Genomic DNA, 19,576 nt, shown 5'->3' with positions numbered 1-19,576 from the left:
CAAACTTGGGCTAAGGATAAAGATATTGACCTTTTTGGCACTATAAGAAGCGCTGCGCCATTTCAGGTGTTAAGAGGAAGAAAGAACAAGCTTATCATTTACAAAGAGGACTTTCGATACAAAGAAAAAGAGAGAAAAATCAGCCATGTTGTGAGCTTTGTTGTTGATGGTTCAGGTTCTATGGGGGTTCAAAAGAGAATGGAAGCAGTAAAAGGGGCGATACTTTCTCTTCTTATGGACTGCTATCAAAAAAGGGACAAAGTGAGTATGATTATGTTCAGAAAAAATCAAGCTGAAGTTGTTCTTCCTCCAACATCCTCTTCTGATCTTGCGTATAAAAAGCTAAAGGACCTTCCAACTGGAGGGAAAACGCCTCTTTCTCTTGGTCTTTTAGAGGTTTATAAGCTGATCAAAAAGTCTCATTTAAAACATCCTGATACAAGGATAATTCATATTGTTCTATCAGACGGAAAGGCAAACTAGGCTATAAAATCAGGAGAAGATCCCATTTTAGAGGTTAAAAGGATTTGTAGTGAAATAGGGAAATTGAGCTATGTAGATAGTGTGGTTATAGATTGTGAGTTAAAAAAGAATTTTCTCAAAATGGATCTTGCAAAAGAATTAGCAAAATGGCTTTCTGGGAAATACTTTTTACTTGAAGACCTAAAAGCAGAAAATTTAGTGAATTTGGTTGATCAGATAAAAACAGAGCACTTAAATTTAGTATGAAATAAAAAGAATTTTCTTGCAAACCACAGTCTGTAAGGTTAAAAATTAAAATCAAATCCCACACTCTTAGAATAGAAGGATATCACAACACCTGGCGGAAGATTAGAAGTAATTTAGGGAAACATTTTTATGCATGGCTATCTTCCATATGAGATAACAAAGAGTGTAGAGGCAGTTATCTCAGACCCTGAACTTGCGAAAAAGGTAATAGAAGCAATAGAGAAAGGCCTTTATTCAATAGAAGAGAAGGCAAAAGAGCAAAAGGTTATTATTAAGACAGAGCTTAAAGATGAATTAACAAAAGAGCTTGTAACTAAAGATGAACTTAAGGCCACTGAAGAAAGATTAAGAGGGGAAATAAAAGCAATAGAAGGAAAAGTAAGAGGAGAGATAAAAGCCACAGAAGAGAAGTTAAGGACAGAGATACACAAGTGGCGTGCAGACACCATAAAGTGGATGTTTATATTCTGGCTGGGTCAGATTGCTACTTTTACTGGAATTTTGATTAGTGTGTTAAAATTAATGTTGAAATAACACAAAAGAAAAAGGATAATGTCAAAATGGACAGTTGTGTTTAGGGAGTTGACACATAGTTAGACATATTATAAAAAGTTTGTCACTCAGGTGCCGTAAGGCTTAATAGGGAATCCGGTGAAAATCCGGAGCCGGCCCGCGGCTGTGATAAGGGGACGAAAGCCACATTAAGCCACTGGGAGCAGGGATGCTCCTGGGAAGGCGTGGTGAATAGGATGATCCTTAGAGTCAGAAGACCTGCCTGAGTAACATAGGCATTAGCTTTGGCGGATGCCCAAAGCTATAAGCTGAGGTCCTTTGGGATAAAACGGGAGTCCCTGGACTGCTGTGTGCGGTTCAGGGACTCTTTTTTTTGAATAAAATTTAAGAAAAGGAGGAGGTTAAAATGAAAAGAACTTTTATTACATTATTAATCTTTCTTTTTCTCCCAGGATTAAGTAATGCCCAAAAAGTTCATAAGATAGAAGAAATAGTAGTTACTGCAACCCGTTCTCCAAGGTCTGCTGAAAAGGTGGTCGCTAATGTAGATGTTGTTAAAGAGAAGGATATTATAAATTCTTCTGCAACCAACATAGACGATATTTTAAGAAAACTTGGAGGAGTTGATATCAGAAGATATTCAGATGTTGGTTTTGGTCCTCCTATAAGTGTTTACATCCGCGGCATAGGTGGAAGCAAAAGGGTAATGCTTATGATGGATGGAATGCCTCTTAACTCACCCATTACAGGTTTTCTTAATTTCAACCAATTTCAATTATCTTCTATTGAACGTGTAGAGGTTGTTAAAGGTCCTTTTTCTTCACTTTACGGAAGTAATGCAATGGGAGGAGTTATTAATATTATTTCGAAGAAAAGAAAAAAAGAAGGCATTGATATTGTTCCAATGTTTAAGGGTGGAAAACATGATTTTAGAGAAGGGGGAGCTAGCGTTGTTGGACGAAAAGGAAAGTTTTCTTATTCTCTGAATGGAAGTTATAGAACCATAGACAACCATTATCGTAGGGATAATCAAATAGATTACATCTATAATCCTGCAACAGGTGGTTTTAATAAAAGATCCAAAGATGTAAATAAATATTCAAATTATGACGATACAAGATTTTTTGGACGTTTTGACTATGACTTTTCTGATGTCACTGGCATAACATTTACAGGAAACTATATGAAAGCTGACACAGAGATGGGTTCAACCGTGTTTCTTCCAGTAGAACGTAAAAAAGATCAAGAGAAAAAATCATATTTCTGGAATCTTAATGGACATACCTCTCTTTTTAACAATTTAAACATTGAAGCAAGGATCTTCACTAATTATGATAAGGTTGAAGGAAAATGGGAACATATTGTTGATAATCCTGCTCCTTTTGGACCTCCCTTTTTGTTCCTGTATGGAGATCGTGATTATTGGGGAAGGAATATTGGTGCTCAAGTTAAAGCCTCCATGCCAGTTATGAATTTTAGTTATTTAACTTTTGGTATAGATTCCAATTTTATAAAAGCACATTGGAAAAATACCAAAGAAGACGGAAGTGTAATTGGTGATGTTATGGATGAAACTATGAATACTTATGCCATTTACCTTCAAGACGAAATGGAGTTTTTTTCTCATCTTTTAATTACCCTAGGTGCAAGGTATGATATTAATTCAGAAACAGAAGATTCTTTTTCTCCAAAACTTGGAATTTTATACAAACTGAATGATAACATAAGTTTTAGAACATCTGTTGGCCGAGCATTTCGTGCTCCTAATCTTCAGGAGCTTTACTCACCAACCTGGATGATGATTCCTGGAATACCTTTTAAATCTAATCCTGACCTTGATCCAGAAACCATTTGGTCTTATGAGTTGGGAACATCAATTAGATTTGCTGATAGATTTAAATTTGATCTCACAGGATTTTACTCAAAGGCTGAAGACCTTATATCTGCTTCCATAAGGAATGGTATTCAGCGTTATGAAAATTTAAATAAAGTTGAAACTGACGGATTTGAAGTAGCAATGGAAGGTAAAATATTTTCATGGCTTAGCAGTTATATCAACTATACCTATACCCATTCAGTAGAGGAAAAAGAAGGACGGCTGGACGATAGACCACTTCATCAAGCAAATGGTGGAATCCAAGTTACTTATAAACTTAGCCCTAAAAATCGTTTTACTGCATCTCTTGATACCAGGTATTATGGAAGCAGGTTTTTTAAAGACAGAAGGACTCAAAAAAAGATAGACCTTGATTCATTTACAGTCTTAGACTTTAACATTCGATTTGATCTTTTTGATCGTCTTGGGATTCAGATGGCAGTTACCAACATTACTAATGAAGATTATGAAATTCATGGTTCTGTCCTGGGTCCAGAGCGCTGCTGGTGGGTAAAGGTTGATTTTAAATTCTAAAAAGAGGACAAAAGATGCACTTTTTAATAACTTTTGTCTCTGTCTCTGATGCAGGAATTCGATTGCTTGCTGAAGTAATAGATAATTTCCTTTTCAAGGAGGAGTTCAGACATCTTTTTGAGAGAAAGATAAAAATAGATGCGTATTTTGTAGGTGAACAGAGGGATTATTCAGAAAAGGTTTCAGCTATAAGGGAATCAATTTTATCCTCAGATATTGTGTTACTTGATTTAATGGGTGCAGGAAGGTCTATCTATCAGGCTATTGAAGAGTCAATTAAGGAATACAAAAAGGATCTCGTCCTTATTGGATATGCAGGTGAATATTTAAGATCTCGTGAAAAGCTCGGTTCTTTTTCTACAGAAAAGTTGATGAAAATTATGGAAAAAATAGCTGAGAAAAAGAAAAGAACTGCTTTTGAGTTTGATATGGAAAAGATGCTTAAACGAATGGAGACTTTTGGAAAACTTATACCATTTGGTTTTCTTAAAGATATGCGTAACTTTATCTATCTTAAAAATTATTGGAGAAACGCATCTAAAGAAAACATCAAAAATATGCTTTTTCTTTTGTGTCGCGACTACGGTAAAATTAAAGAGTTTCCAAAACCCAAAAAACCAATAGATTTTTCAAAATATGTGCTTTTTGATTCAGAAAATATGCGCGGATTTGAAAGTTTTTCTGAACTTAAAAAAGAATGGGGATGGAATGAAAATCGCAATACAATTGGACTTCTTTTTCACAATTTCAATTATCCAAACTATTCCTTTGGTATTATCTCAGAAATCATAAAACTCCTCAGAAAAAAATATAATGTTGTTCCTTTTGGGATATCTTTGGGATCTGACAAATATGAAAAGATAAACAAAGTGCTGGATGAAGGATTAGAACTTGATCTTATATGGGACTTTCTTCCTTTTCGATTTGGAGTAGGACCTATGGGTGGAGACCCTGAAGCAGGTCTTAATATATTTCGCAGAATGAATGTTCCAATTATGCATCCGTTTTTTTTGGGAAAACGAAAGATAAGGGATTGGGAGGAATCGCTCAAAGGACTCAGTCCAATGGAAGTCATCATTCACATTATGCTTCCTGAACTGGATGGAATAGTGGATGGTATTCCTGTTGCAGGTCCGGAGGAAGTGCAAAATACTAAGATCTCAGATTTACAGGAACTAAAGATTATTGAAGGTCGTTTGAAAAAATTGATAGCTCGGTCTGAAAGCTGGATAAATCTCCGCAACAAACCAAATAAAGATAAGCGTGTTGCTTTTATCATTTATAACTATCCACCTGGAGAAGAAAATATCGGAAGTGCATCTTTTCTGGATACTTTTAAATCTATTGAACGGATTATCTCTAAAATGAGAGAAGCAGGATATCATTGCGAAGAAATATCAGCTTCTGATCTGGAAGAGATATTTATGTATAATGGAGTTTGCAACTCAGCTAACTGGTCTGAACCAGAAACTATCAAAATCCGCTATCCTGTTGAGAAGTATAAAAAAGGGGATAATTTGCACCAAGTTATGGTTGAGCAGGTATCAAGGGAATGGGGGAAGCCTCCTGGAAGCATTATGGCAGATAACGATTCATTTCTCATTCCAGGTATTATAAATGGAAATATATTTATTGGATTGCAACCATCAAGAGGTTCTTTTGAAGATCCATCAAAACTCTATCATGATAAAGACCTTCCACCTCACCATCAGTATATGGCCTTTTATCGCTGGCTGGAGGAAGAGTTTAAGGCTGATGTTGTCATCCATGTTGGCACCCATGGAACACTTGAACTTTTACCCGGCAAAGAAGCTGGCCTTTCAGATAAGTGTTTTCCAGATTATCTTATTGGGAAAATGGCGCATCTGTATATTTATTACATTGGAAATCCATCAGAGGCAATAGTTGCCAAAAGACGCACCTATGGATGTTTGATAAGTTACTCAAGTCCTCCATTTAAGCGATCTGGTTCTTATGGTGATTTAGTAGAACTTGAAGATATGATTAATGAATATAACGAAGCAGAAAGATTACATCCTCAGCAGAAATCTGAGCTTTTAAAGAAGATCAAGAAAAAAGTTTCAGAAATGAAACTCATTGTAGAGGGAGATTTTACAGTAGATAATGTATCAAAAGAATTGATTCGATTAAAGAATTCTTTAATACCTCTTGGCTTGCATGAATTTGGTAAGCCTTTTAGCAAGGAAGAAGAAGCTTGTTTTCTCAGTGCAGCACTGTGTTGGAACAGGGGTAAGATTCGATCACTTAAGGAAATTATTGAAGATGAAGTTGATAACATAAAATCATTATCACTAAGTAAAAACAAAATAGCTCTTGATAACCAAATAAACCATTTCATTGACGAGCTTGTCAGAGATTACTTCTTTGGAGAAAAAAGACTTTACAGTGAAATATATAAACAGCTTTCTTCCTCAGGTAAGAAAAAGTTTGAAGCAACTATAAAGTATGGGGAAAAATGCCTTGAGCACTTAAGAAAAAGTGATGAAGTTAAAGGATTGCTAAATGCATTGGATGGCAATTACATTGAAGCGCGCCTTGGAGGAGATATAATCCGTGATCCAGAAATATTGCCAACTGGATACAATATCTATCAGTTTGATCCAAGAGCTGTCCCCTCTGAAGTAGCTGTGGAGAGAGGAAGTGAAATAGCAAAAAACACAATTGATTACTATTTTAAAAAATACAAAAGGTATCCAGAAACAGTAGGCCTTGTTTTATGGGGCTTTGAAACTGCAAAAACGCATGGAGAAACCATTGGGCAGATACTTTCATACTTAGGTGTAAGAATCAAAAGAGGATATGACATATGGGAGCCTAAATTTGAAATAATTCCTTTGTCTGAATTAAAACACCCTCGCATTGATTGTGTAATAACGATTTGCGGTTTTTTTAGGGATATGTTTCCAAACCTTATTGACCTTTTGGATGAGATCTTTGAAGCTGTTGCCTCTCTTGATGAACCCATAGAGATGAACTTTGTTAAGAAACATAGTTTATCCATTTATAATGAAATAGTAAAAGAGATGAATGAATCACAGGCTAAGGAACTTTCCACAGCAAGGATCTTTGGGCCAGCTGAAGGGCAGTATGGCACAGGTATAACAACCATGATAGAGAGCGCAAACTGGAAAGAAGAGGTTGAAATAGCCAATGCCTATATTTCTGCTCAAAAACATATATATACCAGAAACCGGAGGGGTGAAGCTCAGAAAAATTTATTTGAGCATAATCTGAAAAATATAGAGCTTGTCTCACAGGTGCAGAGTTCAGCAGATTACTCGTTTTCAGATCTTGACCATTACTACGAATATTTTGGCGGTCTTTCTAAATCTGTTGAAACAGTGAAGGGAAGAAAACCTGTGATGTTATTCACTGATAGCTCAACCAGCACCATTTATACGGATGAGGCTAAAAAAGCTATAGAAGTAAGCGTTCGCACACGACTTTTAAATCCCGTGTATATAGAAGAGATGTTAAAACATAAAGTTCATGGTGCGCAGCAGATTGCTAAACGCGTAGAAAATCTTATTGGGCTTTCCGCTACTACAGGCAGGGTTGATAGCTGGATATTTGATGAAATCAAAAAGACATACTTGGATAATCCAGAAATTTTCAGCAAATTAAAAGAAAATAACCTGTTTGCTACTACAGAGATCATAAAAAAGCTTTTTGAAGCAGAAAAAAGAGGATACTGGAAACCTCAAGAAAAAGATATAAAAGATCTTACAAAAAAATACTTGGAGTTAGAAGGAAGTATAGAGGAAGTTTCGGATAGGAGCTAAAAAGGAGTCAAAAATGAAAAAATTGATCTTAATTTTATTAATATTGCCAATCTTAGTGGCTGGGTGTTCAAAGGAAAAAGAGACCAAAGAAGAAAAAAAGATAAAAATTATTGACCAGTTGGAAAGAACGGTAGAGATATCGGGCAAGATAGAAAGAATCGTTAGCCTGTGGCCAGAAGCAACCAGGGTTTTGCTTGCATTGGGTGTTAAAGATAAAATTGTAGGTTTAGATAGCTATAGCAAGACATGTCCTATTTTAACAAGGGTATTTCCGAAAATAAAAGACATAACAGATGTTGGTAGTTCTATAGGAGGAACAATAAGTGTTGAAAAGATTGCTCAGCTTAAGCCAGATATTATCTTCATGTGGGCTTATGATCCTGAATTTGCTGATAAACTTCAAAAAAGCTTAGGCGTTCCAGTTGTATGCGTTAGAATGCATCTTCCAAAAAAGATGATAAGTTTTGATATGATCACTATTATAGGCAGGTGTGTTGGAAAAGAAAGCAAAGCTGAGGAAATCAAAAACTATCTTGAACAGAAATTACTCAAAATAACTTCTGTAACCTCAATGATCCCGGATTCAGAAAGACCTAAAGTCTATCCGGTAGATCCTAGGGATTTGTTGAAAGTTTTGGCACGAAGTGAATATGTGAATCTTGCTGGTGGCAAGAATTTGGCAGATGTTGGCAGAAAAAATATGGGATATAGCGTAAGTCTTGAAGACTTACTTCACTGGAATCCTGATATAATAATTTTATCTGGATTTACAAAGCTTAAACCTGAAGATATTTTAAATGACTCGCGTTGGCAGCAAATTAAAGCAGTAAAAGAAAGAAAAGTTTATAAATTAATGCTTGGCTGGGTTGGTTATGGTCCAGCTATGTCTGTAATAAATGTTATGAATGCTGCAAAAGTTTTCTATCCAAACAAATTTGATTTTGATCTTGAAAAAGAGGCTAATGAGATATTCAAGTTTGTTTATGGTATTGAGAACTTATATACTGAGCTTAAAAATACTTATAGGTTGTCAAATGTCTCGCCCTCAAATTCAGAAAAATCATCTAAATAGCTTGTTTTTTGTTTTTTTGCCTGTTTTATTGTTTATTATATACCTATCCATTGGCAAGTATTACATCTCTCCTTTATCTGTGTTTAATAAAATTTCAATAGAACATACAATTATTTTTGATATCAGACTACCGAGGGCAGTTGAAGCAATGCTTTTTGGAGCTTGTATGGGAATATCAGGTGCATCACTTCAAACAACCTTAAGAAATCCACTTGTAAGTCCATATATATTGGGTATATCTTCAGGTGCAGCATTTGGAGCAGCTTTATCAATAGCTTTCTTTGGAACAGGATACTTTTTCTTCACGCAGCCATCAGCAGTGCTTTGGTCTCTGGTTGCAATTTCTCTTACTCTTTCTTTGTCACGATTTAGAGGACATTATTCTTCGGTCTCTTTGGTTCTGGCTGGTATAATAGTTTCTGCTCTGTTCTCAGGACTTTTGGCTTTGATTCAAATACTCATAGAACCTGAAAAGACACATACAATAGTTGCCTGGACAGTTGGCAGACTTCATACAGTGAGCTGGAAAGATGTTGCCACTTCTAGTCCATTGGCAATTCTTGGAATTCTTGGGCTTCTTATTTTCAGGTGGAGGATATTTTTACTTTCAATGGGAGATGAGGAGGCAAAGTCTCTTGGTGTTGATGTTGAGAAAGAAAGGATTCTTGTAGTTTTCTTTGCATCAATTGCCACTGCTTCAGTTGTTTCTGTGGCTGGAATAATAGGCTGGGTTTGTTTGATCTCTCCGCATATAACAAGATTTATTGTTGGATCTGATCCCAAAATTCTTTTACCAGCCTCAATTTCAGTTGGAGCTTCATTCATGCTTGTTGCTGATCTTATTTCAAGAACAATTTGGACATTTGAAATACCAGTTGGGATAATTACCACATTGATTGGAGCACCTCTTTTTTTGTATTTGATGAGGAGAGCAATGCATGAGTGGAGTTAAGGTAAGGGAATTGACATTTGGATATGGTGATAAGGTGGTTTTAGACCATTTATCCTTTGAAGTTAGTAAAGGTGAGATTTTAGCGATACTTGGTCCAAATGGCAGTGGTAAGACCACGCTACTAAAATGTTTAAATATGCTTTTAAAGCCCCAAGGTAGTTTTTTTATTGAATCTTTTGATATTTCAGGACTCAATAAAAAAGAGATTGCAAAGTTTGTAGGTTACGTTCCTCAGATGCATTCGCCAGTTTTTTCTTATAGGGTTATAGATGTAGTTGTGAGCGGAAGGACTCCTCATTTAGGGTTTTCCACACCAGCAAAACAAGATTATGATAATGCTTACAATATCCTGGATAAGCTGGGTTTAACACATTTAGCGCACAAACCATATACTCAATTAAGCGGAGGACAGCTAAGGCTGGTTCTTATAGCAAGAGCTTTGGTTCAACAACCCAAGGTTTTACTTCTTGACGAGCCCACTTCCCATTTAGATCTTAAAAATAGAGTGCTTGTTTTAAAAATATTAAAAGAGATCACAAGTGAAGGTATTACTATTATAATGAGTGAACACGATCCGAGCTTAGCTTCTATTTTTTCAGACAAAACTTTATTGATGTGCAATGGCAAAATAGTCAGGTATGGAAAGGCTAAGGATGTTTTAAACAGGGAAAATATTGCAAAAGTTTATGGAGTAAATGTGGAAATTTTCGAAAAAAATGGAAATAGATATGTGTATCCAGTGGTTTAACATTTTCATTCATAACAATCTCGGAGTCCTTTTTGGCTATCTACCATTTATTCTCCTACCATTTTTCCTTATTTTCTAAAACACTAAAAATTGGACACTTGTCAAGAAAATAAAACGAAAAGGTGTCTAAAGAATTTCATGAAAAAATTGTTTTTTCACACATAATATTTTATTCTAAGTCTTATCTTGCATACTTTTTATAAAAAAAATATTATTTTAAGCTTGACAAAAAATTTTTTTTATACCTATTTAATACCAACAAATAATTTTTATATGAAATTTGTTATTTAAACTAAAAAAAGGAGGAGAAAAGAAAAGATGAGAAGGGTTGTTATAATCCTTATGTTTGTTCTTTTTACAGGAAGCTCACATCTCGTATTTAGTAAGTCTTTAGATGAAAAAACATTTAAAATGGAAGAAATAGTAGTAACAGCTACAAAGACTCCTAAAAAGCTTGAGAATGTGCCAGCTACAGTTACCATTATTGGACCTGAACAGATTAAAGCTATGCCAGCAAGGACTGTAGGAGATCTTTTAGCTGACCTTCCTGGAGTGCAGGCCTATGAACCACAGGGTGTAGGATGTGTAACTCCCCAAAAAGTTCGCATGAGAGGAATGGCTTATTGGGGACATGTTTTGATCATGATAGATGGACAACCTATGAATAATCCTTTTACTCAAATCCCTTATCTTACGCTTATTCCAATTAAAGCCATTGATCATATAGAAGTAATCCGAGGTCCTTTTTCCAGTCTTTATGGATCTTCTGCAGGTGGTGGAATAATCAACATAATCACTAAAGATGGGGGTAAAAGATCTTATGTAGAGGGCTGGGGTCAAAAAGGAAATTTCGATCGGTCTGATTATGGCACAAATATGGGAGTAGTTTATAAAAACTATTCCCTCGGCATGTTCTTTGACCACAAATTTGTAGATAATTACTATTTGCATGACGATCATGGAGTGGATACCAGAAATCGGGATTATAAACATGATCGTTTTCATGCAAAACTTACAGGTAGTTTTGGGGAAAACACTTTATTTTCTTTAAGTGGAGGTACAGTTGATGGAACAACTGGTTATGGAATTGGGGAATACCTCAGGGTGGATAGAAAAACGAATTTAAAAAAGCACTATGTAAATCTTCAATTAACTTCATCTTTAAAAAATGATCTGGAACTATCCTTAAGGGCAGACTGGTTGAGAAATAAAAGCAAAACTTATGGTGAAACTTTAGTAACAGCTATTCCTCCAATTTATCGTCCTTCTGTTATAGTTACTGATTCTTCTCGTTCCCGAGCAGTAGCCAATTTAAATTACACCTTTTTTCCCAAACACATCCTGACTGTTGGTAGTGAAATTACATATGAGGAAGCAGAAAAATACACCCGTGATATGGATACAGGAAAAATTTTAGAGGTTCAGAGAAGACCAGGTAAAAAGGCAGATGAGGATGATCTTTCTCATGCCTTTTACATTCAGTATGATGGCCTATTTTGGAAAGATAGGTTTGAGGTAGTATGTGGACTTAGGTATGACCATTTTGAAAGATATGGAAGTGAAATTTCTCCTAAAGGCACCCTTAGGTGGAATTACCATAAGGATGGAAATCTTAAGTTTTCTGTTGGCAAAGGATTCAGGGCCCCAAGTTTAAACGAGCTTTACTCCCCTCCTTGGTCTATTGCTCCTTTTATAGTTTATGTGGGAAATTCTGACCTTGATGCAGAAACTCTCATTTCCTACGAACTTTCCTTAGAGCAGTATTTTCTTCAAAAAAGTGTATTTTTCCGTATCAGCCCTTACCTAACCAAAGGAGAAGATTTTATAGATCATGTGAGATATCCTGATCCTCATAATCCAAGAGGACAAATAATGACCTTAAAAAATATAGATAAGGTAAAGATTGAAGGAATAGATGTAGAGCTATCCTATAGCCCATACTCAGTTCTTACACTTTTTGCAAATTACAACTACAGTGAAACAAGAGATGATAGAACAGATAAAATATTAGATGGCTATCCCAGAAACCAGCTAAGCTTAGGGGCAAGAATAAGGTATTCTCTTGTATATGATTTGACTTTAAGAACTTATTATTCTGCTCGATACATTGATTCATATACTGTGACAAGCTGGACAAGACATCCTATAACTAAAGAAGTAGGAGATTATTGGTGGCATTCAGCTTCAGTTGGTTTTGATTGGAAAGATATGTTCGATTTAAAGGTAAGTTGTTTTAACCTCTTTAATGATCGAACACCAACTGATGTTAATGTTACCTCTGCGAAATACTTATATCCTGCTGAGCGTAATTATTTGATTGAACTATCTTTCAAATACTCCTTCTAATTTTGGAGGAAATTTAAATGAAAAAAGACAAGATAAAAATAGCAGGTTTTCGGGTTATTTATGGCCCAAGCACAATAGGACGAATATATCAGGAAGTGGGAAAGAAAATCAATGAACCAGCTATTGAACTCAAATACAGTCAACCACCTGCCCAGGGAATGCCTTTTCCTTCACCAGATTGGATCGAATTTGCCAAAAGAGAAGCTGATGCTGTTTTTTTTGGCTTTCCTCCAGAGTTTAAAGCCCTTTACGAATTCTTTGAGAAGCTTAGCAAAGAACTAAACAAACCAGTTGTTCCAGTTACACCAGAAGTTGCTTCAATTGGAAATTTACCTTCTGACAAGATAAAGCGCGCTATAGACTATCATCTCTATGGTGGAATAAAGAATATAGAACAGTTCTTTTTGTGGCTAGGAGAGCTTGCAGGAAAGCTTCCTGCTGAAGTTTCTCATCCTCCACAAAAAATCCCCTGGGCTGGGATTTATCATCCAAGGTCTGAATCTATCTGGACGGATTCAGAGGAATATTTTGCATGGTATGGAAAGCATCGCCCTTTAATTGGTCTTCTTTTCCCTCGTTTATTCTGGATAGAAGACAATCTTGCTCCTTTTAACGCTATTATTGAGGAGATCGAAAGACGAGGTGGAGGGGTCATACCTGTTTTTAGTGATGGTTGGTTTGGTCAGGTGAAAAATGACGATGTTATTAGAAGATTTTTTATACATAACAAAAAGCCTGTAATTGACATTTTGATTTCTTATAGTGCCTTTTTCTTAAAGTCTCATCACCAAGTTTCCATTGCAATAGACCAGGAACCAACTGATGTTCTAAAAGAACTGGATGTGCCTGTTCTTAAGATGATTCAGACAGTAGCCCAGAAAGAAGATGAGTGGCGTGAAAATCCAGAAGGTCTGAATTTGCCTCAAGTAATCATAAGTATTACACTTCCAGAGTTTGATGGTTTAATTGAACCTACATTAATAGGCACATCCGAAGACAAAAGTGATTTTTCACCCTCAAAACCTGTTCCTGAACAGGTTAAGTATCTAATAGACAGAGTTTTTAAGTGGATAGAACTTAAGCAAAAACCGAATTCTGAAAAAAAGGTTGCTTTTGTGCTCCTCAACTCACCATGCAAAAGTGCAGAAGCTACTGTTGGCACAGCTTTTGGGCTTGATAGTCTTGAGAGTCTTGCTCGAATACTTTATAAAATGAAACAAGCTGGATACAGGCTTAAGTGGGTGCCTAAGGATGGAAAAGAGTTGATAGAAGAGATTATGGCAAAAAAGGCACTTCCTGACTTTCGTTGGACCACAATTGAAGAAATTGTGGAAAAAGGAGGAGCAGCAGCTAAGATCTCTCTTGAGAGGTATTTAAAGTGGTTTTCTGAACTGCCCGGTGAGGTTCAAGAGAAGGTTTGCAATTCATGGGGGAATCCAAGAGATTTAAAAAAACTTACTGGTGTACAAAAACTGTCCCTTGGACTTCACAATGGTGAAATAGTTATTCCAGGAATCATCACAGGGAATGTGTTTATTGGAGTTCAGCCTAAGCGTGGGTGTGCAGGTTCTCGTTGTGATGGGGAGGTATGTAAAATTCTTCACGATCCTGATGTCCCTCCTCCACATCAGTGGTTAGCGTGGCATAAGTGGATAGAAGATGAGTTTAAAGCAGATGTGATTGTTCATGTAGGAACACACGGAGTCCTTGAACTTTTACCTGGTAAGACCACAGCATTAAGTAAATCTTGTTTTCCCAGAGTATCCCTTGGCAAAATCCCACATCTTTATATTTATAACATTACCAATCCCATGGAGGCTGTTATAGCTAAAAGAAGGGGAAATGCTGTTATTGTAGATCACATGCCACCTGTTTTAGCTACTTTTCAGCTTAAAGAGGAGCTTGCTGATCTGGAAGAACTACTTGAAGACTATCAAAAAGCAGTATCTCTTAATGAAAAGGCTAGAGCTGCTGTGCTGCTTGAAGAAATCAAAAAAAAGGCCAAAGAAACGAATCTTATATCTGAAGAAAAAGAATTAGATCCTATAGATCTTCACGAAAAGCTCAGCACTTTGAGAGAAAGCCAATTTCGAGAAGGATTACACATATTAGGTCAGGCTCCTGAAGGTAAACCTTTAGCTGAGCTAATAAATTCTGTGTTAAGGGTTGATCAACCTGATTGTCCTTCTTTAAGGAAGGCCCTGGCAGATTGTTTAGCTCTAGATTATGACCAATTGATAAAATTGCCTGATGCGCTCACTTCATGTGGTTTAAGTGGAGGAAGGATTCTTTCAAAATTAGAAGAGATTGGTAAAGTTATCTTGTTTGATATTTTAGACTTATCTCCTGAGCAGATTGAAGAGGCAATTGAGCGTGCAAAAAAGCATATTGCAGATTTTGCTGAAAAAAATGGGCTTTCTTTTAGAGAAAGCGATCTTCTTTTTAATGTGCTTAAAAAGGCTTTAAAGATCATTCCTTTAGTGCATAAGACAGATCAAGAAATCTCAAATCTTTTGCAGGGATTTGACGGCAAATTCATTGAACCAGGAGCATCAGGAGTACTTGCTCGTGGAAAGATTGAGGTCCTTCCTACAGGCCGTAACATGTATTCTATAGATCCATGGCGTATTCCTACACCTGCGGCATGGGAAGTTGGAAAACGGTTAGCTGACGAGCTTATTGCCAGATATGTTTCTGAAAATGGAAAATACCCTGAATCCATAGGTTTTACACTTTGGGCAATGGATCCATATAGGGCAGATGGGGAAATGATTGCTCAAATACTCTATACCTTGGGTGTAGAACCTGTTTGGTCTGCAGGTCGTGTAGTAACAATTAAACCTATTTCCCTTAAAACATTGGGCAGACCCCGTATTGACTGCACAGTTAACTTAGGTTCTATTCTTCGTGATAGTATGCCCAGGGCATTTGAGCTGATAGATCAAGCAGCGCAGATGGTTGCAGAGTTGCCAGAGCCTCTTGAGCAAAATTTTGTGCGAAAACATGTTTTTGAACGAGAAAAGGAGCTGCTTAAAAAATATAACGAAAAACAAGCCAGGCGTCTTGCAACATTTAGGGTATTTTCTTCAGCACCTGGCACTTATGGAACAGGTGTTGAGCTAGCAGTAGCTTCTTCTGCTTGGAAGGAGGAAAAAGACCTTGCAGCAGTATATTACCACTGGACAAGTTATGCCTATGGAAATGGGGTTTATGCAGAAAATGTTCCTGATGAGTTGATTGAAAATTGCCGAAGAGTAGAAGTAACTTTTGAAAAATTTGACTCAGATGAGATTGATCTGCTTGATTGCTGCCATATTTATGGCACACATGGAGGATTTACAAATGCAGTTGAGGTTGCTTCTGGAAAAAAAGTGATGACGCTTTTTGGAGATACACATGATCCTGATCGTCCAGCAATCAGGACTTTGCGTGAAGAACTTTCTCGTGTTGCTCGGACAAGACTTTTAAATCCAGCCTGGATTGAGGGCAAAAAAAGGCATGGATATAAAGGTGCAGGAGATATTTCCAGTAGAGTAAATCACATATATGGCTGGCAAGCAACTACACATGAGGTAGAGAACTGGGTCTTTGATGGAATTGCTGAGCAATTTCTTCTAAATGAAGAGAATCGTCGTTTTTTAAAAGAAAATAATCCTTATGCCCTTGAGGAGATAGCTAGAAGACTCATAGAAGCAGCAGAACGAGGACTTTGGCAACCTGATCCTGAAATAAAAGATGCCTTAAAAAACATATATCTGGAAATAGAAGGATGGATAGAAGAGAAGATGGAAGATGTCAAAGGTGAGTTTCAGGGTGGTGAAGTTAGCATTATGAGCACAGAAGATTTGTCCAACATTGGCGAAAAGGTTAAAGAAATCAAATCAAAACTAAGTGGATTGGAAGTTTAATGTTAAGGAGAAAATTTTTAGTTATTTTTGCCTTGTTTTTACTATTTTTATCTTTTGAACAACCTGGATACGGTTTCAAAAAGTGCATAGCAGTAGTAGATTTATCAGGTAAGAAAATAAAAATTCCTCATCCTGTAAAAAGAGTTGCTGTTCATTATTCACATATTCTTGAAGTAATAAAAGCTCTTGGAGCTGAAGAATTGGTGGTTGCTGTTCCTGACAATGTTTCAAAAGGAAGATGGGGAGGGCTTTATAAGGAGTTTGTTGGAAAAAAGGCTATTGGATCTGGAGCAGGTCCTGGAGCAAATATTAACATTGAAATTTTGGTTGAAACTCAACCAGATGTGCTCCTTGCTCATCCTTACACAGCAAAAAGCCTAAATCTTGAAGATATCTTAAAATCTTATGGAATTCCTGTAGTTGGACTTGATGTAACAACACTTAGGACTTTAAAACAAAACATTTTTGCCTTGGGAAAGATACTTGGAAGAGAAAAAGAAGCCAGGGCTTACTGGAATTTTATTGAGAAATATCTTTCTTTATTAGATGAAAGAGTTAAAGATGTAAGACCAGAAAATAAACCAAAAGTATATCTTGAGTTTTTTCGAGACTACTATACATGCCTTAAGGGATTTACTGGTGATCCTCTTACGCAAAGAGCAGGAGGTAAAAACATTGCTGCAGATCTTAAAGTTCCTCAAATAAGCCCTGAATGGGTGATTGAAGAAGATCCAGATGTAATTATAAAGTCCCAACTTCCTATGTATGTCCCTTCTGGTCTTGGAACTTCCAATTCATCTGCAATGGAAAAACTCAGAAAAGAGATAATGAGCCGTCCTGGCTGGAATGAGATTAGAGCAGTTAAAGATGGCAGGGTATATATCTTAAACAGCAATCTATGGACTTCTCCTCGTATATGGCTCGGTGTTATTTATACAGCAAAAATCTTATATCCTGAAAAATTTAAAGATATTGATCCTGATGCCATCCATAAAGAGTATTTGAGAAAATTCCTGAATATAGAAGGTAAGGGAATATGGTGTTGGCCACCTTTCGAAAGTAAAAGATGAAACTTAGCATAAAAGAAATAGAATTTTATTACAATAGTCATAAGGTCTTAAAGGATGTAAGCTTTGAAGTAAAAGAAGGAGAAGTGCTTGCGCTTGCAGGGCCAAATGGATCTGGGAAAAGCACACTTCTTAAGTGCATAAACAAAATTCTTAAACCTCAAAAAGGAGCAGTTTTGCTTGGTGGAAAGAATATTGAGAGTTTTGGAGATAAAGATATTGGAAAATTGATCGGATATGTGCCTCAAAGTGTATATCATACTTTTTCTCTTACGGTTTTTGAAATGGTGCTTTTAGGAAGAAAACCTTATGTGAGTTGGAAGGTTAAGGAAAGGGACAAAAGAGTGGTTTGGGAAGTTCTTACTGTTATGGGGCTTGATAAGATATACGATAAATCTTTTAACGAGCTTTCAGGAGGAGAAAAGCAAAAAGTGCTTATAGCAATGGCTCTTGCTCAAGAGCCAGAAGTATTACTTTTAGATGAGCCTACTTCTAATCTTGATCTTAAATATCAGCTTGAAGTTGCAGAGCTTATTTTTAAGCTTGTCAAAAAGCAGAAAATTTCTGCAATATTTGCTACTCATGATCTCAATATTGCTGGAAGATTTTCTGACAAAGTTGCTTTTCTTAAAGAAGGAAAGATCTTTGCAATTGGGAGCCCTTGGAAGGTATTTTCTCCAGAGATTATAAAAGAGGTTTATGGAGTTCAAGCTAAAGTTTTGATACAGACAGAAGTTAAAAAAACATTGGTCATTCCTATATCTCCCTGCCAACAGTAATTATGGAAAAAGAGATTGAAGTAAAAGACATTTATAAAAAACTTACTGTAAGGAAATTTATTTTTATTTTTGGAGGAATAGTTGGGATTATTGCTCTTTCTATTCTTGCTTGTTCTGTTGGAGCAGCTAACATAAGCTTTTTTGAAGTGGCAAAAGTGATTTTTGCAAAACTTACAGGCTTAAACCTTGCAGTGCGAAAGGTAGCTGATACAGTTGTTTGGAAGGTGCGATTTCCAAGGGTTCTTTTGGCTATAGTTGCAGGGGCAGGACTTGCTGTGTCAGGTGCAGGTATTCAGGGAATAACCAGAAATTCTCTTGCTTCTCCTTTTACTATGGGAATATCTGCAGGTGCTGCTTTAGGTGCTGCAGTTGCTATAGTACTTGGCTGGAGCATTGTGGGTGTAGGAAGATTTTTTATAGCAGGAAATAGTTTTTTATTTGCTCTTTTTTCTGCATTTTTAGTCTTGGGGATCTCAAAACTTCGCGGAACTACTGAAGAAACCATAATCCTTGGTGGAATTGCCATGATGTACATTATTACAGCCATAATATCTTTTCTTCAGTTCATAGCAGGAAAAGAAGAACTACAAGGATTAGTCCACTGGCTGTTTGGCTCTTTTGCTAATGCGAGTTGGAATAGACTTCTTTTTGTATCTGTTTTTGTCTTTTTAGGTTCTTTTTTTCTTTTTCGCTACAGTTGGGATCTTAACGCAATGATTGGTGGAGAAGAAGCAGCAAAAGGACTTGGGGTAAACACAGAAAGAGTAAAAAGTAGGGTCCTTATCCTTTGCTCTTTTATAACCGCTGGGGTGATCTGCTTTACTGGAATCATAGGCTTTGTTTGCCTTATGTCTCCACACATATCCAGAATGTGTATAGGAGAAGATCACCGTTTTTTACTTCCAGGCTCTTGTATTGTAGGTGCGTTTCTTTTGCTTGGGGCTGATACCATTGGCAGAACTTTACTTGGTTCAAGCGAAATACCAGTAGGAATTATTGTGGCCTTTCTCGGAGGACCGTTTTTTCTTTATCTGCTCCTTACAAAACAAAGAGAATTTTGGTATTGAATTAATCTGTATCTTTAGACTATTTTTGGATTTTTTAAAATTTTTAAGTATTTTTTTATAGTTACCTTTTCTTTGGGGTATATTAGAGTAAGCATGAGGTTTAAAATCTTCTTCAGTAGGAGGATTATTTTTACATAGATGATAAAAAATTGTCTCTTCATTAATTCCATTTTTCATAAGTT

The 19,576-nt window shown here is 36.3% G+C and carries 13 protein-coding genes and 1 riboswitch; all 13 genes read left to right on the top strand.

Going from position 1 to position 19,576, the window contains the following annotated elements; translation table 11 throughout:
* The first annotated feature begins 24 nt into the window (after positions 1-24).
* A complete protein-coding gene (locus tag ACYQ1E_RS03765; RefSeq protein WP_488193118.1) occupies positions 25-483 on the top strand; it encodes a VWA domain-containing protein in 459 nt (152 codons plus the stop codon).
* 63 nt (positions 484-546) lie between these two features.
* The gene (locus tag ACYQ1E_RS03760; protein ID WP_459875465.1) at positions 547-729 is read left to right on the top strand and encodes a vWA domain-containing protein; all 183 of its coding nucleotides are present in this window, start codon (positions 547-549) and stop codon (positions 727-729) included.
* A gap of 129 nt (positions 730-858) precedes the next feature.
* The gene (locus tag ACYQ1E_RS03755; RefSeq protein ID WP_459875463.1) at positions 859-1,263 is read left to right on the top strand and encodes a hypothetical protein; all 405 of its coding nucleotides are present in this window, start codon (positions 859-861) and stop codon (positions 1,261-1,263) included.
* Between the two features lie 71 nt (positions 1,264-1,334).
* Positions 1,335-1,522, top strand: a riboswitch (cobalamin riboswitch).
* A gap of 126 nt (positions 1,523-1,648) precedes the next feature.
* The gene (locus ACYQ1E_RS03750) at positions 1,649-3,652 is read left to right on the top strand and encodes a TonB-dependent receptor plug domain-containing protein (RefSeq protein ID WP_459875461.1); all 2,004 of its coding nucleotides are present in this window, start codon (positions 1,649-1,651) and stop codon (positions 3,650-3,652) included.
* Between the two features lie 14 nt (positions 3,653-3,666).
* A complete protein-coding gene (gene bchH / locus ACYQ1E_RS03745) occupies positions 3,667-7,455 on the top strand; it encodes a magnesium chelatase subunit H (RefSeq protein WP_459875459.1) in 3,789 nt (1,262 codons plus the stop codon).
* 13 nt (positions 7,456-7,468) lie between these two features.
* Complete coding sequence (locus ACYQ1E_RS03740; RefSeq protein ID WP_459875457.1) at positions 7,469-8,527, top strand: ABC transporter substrate-binding protein; 1,059 nt, start codon at positions 7,469-7,471, stop codon at positions 8,525-8,527.
* Complete coding sequence (locus ACYQ1E_RS03735; RefSeq protein ID WP_459875455.1) at positions 8,490-9,479, top strand: FecCD family ABC transporter permease; 990 nt, start codon at positions 8,490-8,492, stop codon at positions 9,477-9,479. Before ACYQ1E_RS03740 ends, ACYQ1E_RS03735 begins: the two co-directional genes overlap by 38 nt.
* The gene (locus tag ACYQ1E_RS03730) at positions 9,466-10,227 is read left to right on the top strand and encodes an ABC transporter ATP-binding protein (protein WP_459875453.1); all 762 of its coding nucleotides are present in this window, start codon (positions 9,466-9,468) and stop codon (positions 10,225-10,227) included. Before ACYQ1E_RS03735 ends, ACYQ1E_RS03730 begins: the two co-directional genes overlap by 14 nt.
* A gap of 318 nt (positions 10,228-10,545) precedes the next feature.
* Positions 10,546-12,573: a TonB-dependent receptor plug domain-containing protein gene (locus ACYQ1E_RS03725; RefSeq protein ID WP_459875451.1), complete on the top strand. Its 2,028-nt coding sequence runs from the start codon at positions 10,546-10,548 to the stop codon at positions 12,571-12,573.
* Positions 12,574-12,590: 17 nt separating this feature from the next.
* Complete coding sequence (cobN, locus tag ACYQ1E_RS03720; RefSeq protein ID WP_459875449.1) at positions 12,591-16,481, top strand: cobaltochelatase subunit CobN; 3,891 nt, start codon at positions 12,591-12,593, stop codon at positions 16,479-16,481.
* Positions 16,481-17,551, top strand: coding sequence for an ABC transporter substrate-binding protein (locus ACYQ1E_RS03715; RefSeq protein ID WP_459875447.1), 1,071 nt, complete (start codon positions 16,481-16,483; stop codon positions 17,549-17,551). The genes cobN and ACYQ1E_RS03715 overlap by 1 nt, the downstream gene beginning before the upstream one ends.
* Positions 17,548-18,327, top strand: a complete 780-nt coding sequence (locus tag ACYQ1E_RS03710) for an ABC transporter ATP-binding protein (protein ID WP_459875445.1) — start codon at positions 17,548-17,550, stop codon at positions 18,325-18,327. The genes ACYQ1E_RS03715 and ACYQ1E_RS03710 overlap by 4 nt, the downstream gene beginning before the upstream one ends.
* A 2-nt stretch (positions 18,328-18,329) precedes the next feature.
* Positions 18,330-19,394, top strand: a complete 1,065-nt coding sequence (locus ACYQ1E_RS03705; RefSeq protein WP_459875443.1) for a FecCD family ABC transporter permease — start codon at positions 18,330-18,332, stop codon at positions 19,392-19,394.
* Positions 19,395-19,576: the final 182 nt, after the last annotated feature.

Source organism: Desulfothermus naphthae (assembly GCF_054657475.1).
This window is presented reverse-complemented; position numbering and strand designations above follow the sequence as displayed.

Excerpts from the sequence above, each read along its gene's own strand:
- ACYQ1E_RS03755 (WP_459875463.1), top strand. The coding sequence starts at position 859 with ATGCATGGCTATCTTCCATATGAGATAACAAAGAGTGTAGAGGCAGTT.
- ACYQ1E_RS03750 (WP_459875461.1), top strand. The coding sequence starts at position 1,649 with ATGAAAAGAACTTTTATTACATTATTAATCTTTCTTTTTCTCCCAGGA.
- bchH (WP_459875459.1), top strand. The coding sequence starts at position 3,667 with ATGCACTTTTTAATAACTTTTGTCTCTGTCTCTGATGCAGGAATTCGA.
- ACYQ1E_RS03740 (WP_459875457.1), top strand. The coding sequence starts at position 7,469 with ATGAAAAAATTGATCTTAATTTTATTAATATTGCCAATCTTAGTGGCT.
- ACYQ1E_RS03735 (WP_459875455.1), top strand. The coding sequence starts at position 8,490 with ATGTCTCGCCCTCAAATTCAGAAAAATCATCTAAATAGCTTGTTTTTT.
- ACYQ1E_RS03730 (WP_459875453.1), top strand. The coding sequence starts at position 9,466 with ATGAGTGGAGTTAAGGTAAGGGAATTGACATTTGGATATGGTGATAAG.
- ACYQ1E_RS03725 (WP_459875451.1), top strand. The coding sequence starts at position 10,546 with ATGAGAAGGGTTGTTATAATCCTTATGTTTGTTCTTTTTACAGGAAGC.
- cobN (WP_459875449.1), top strand. The coding sequence starts at position 12,591 with ATGAAAAAAGACAAGATAAAAATAGCAGGTTTTCGGGTTATTTATGGC.
- ACYQ1E_RS03715 (WP_459875447.1), top strand. The coding sequence starts at position 16,481 with ATGTTAAGGAGAAAATTTTTAGTTATTTTTGCCTTGTTTTTACTATTT.
- ACYQ1E_RS03710 (WP_459875445.1), top strand. The coding sequence starts at position 17,548 with ATGAAACTTAGCATAAAAGAAATAGAATTTTATTACAATAGTCATAAG.
- ACYQ1E_RS03705 (WP_459875443.1), top strand. The coding sequence starts at position 18,330 with ATGGAAAAAGAGATTGAAGTAAAAGACATTTATAAAAAACTTACTGTA.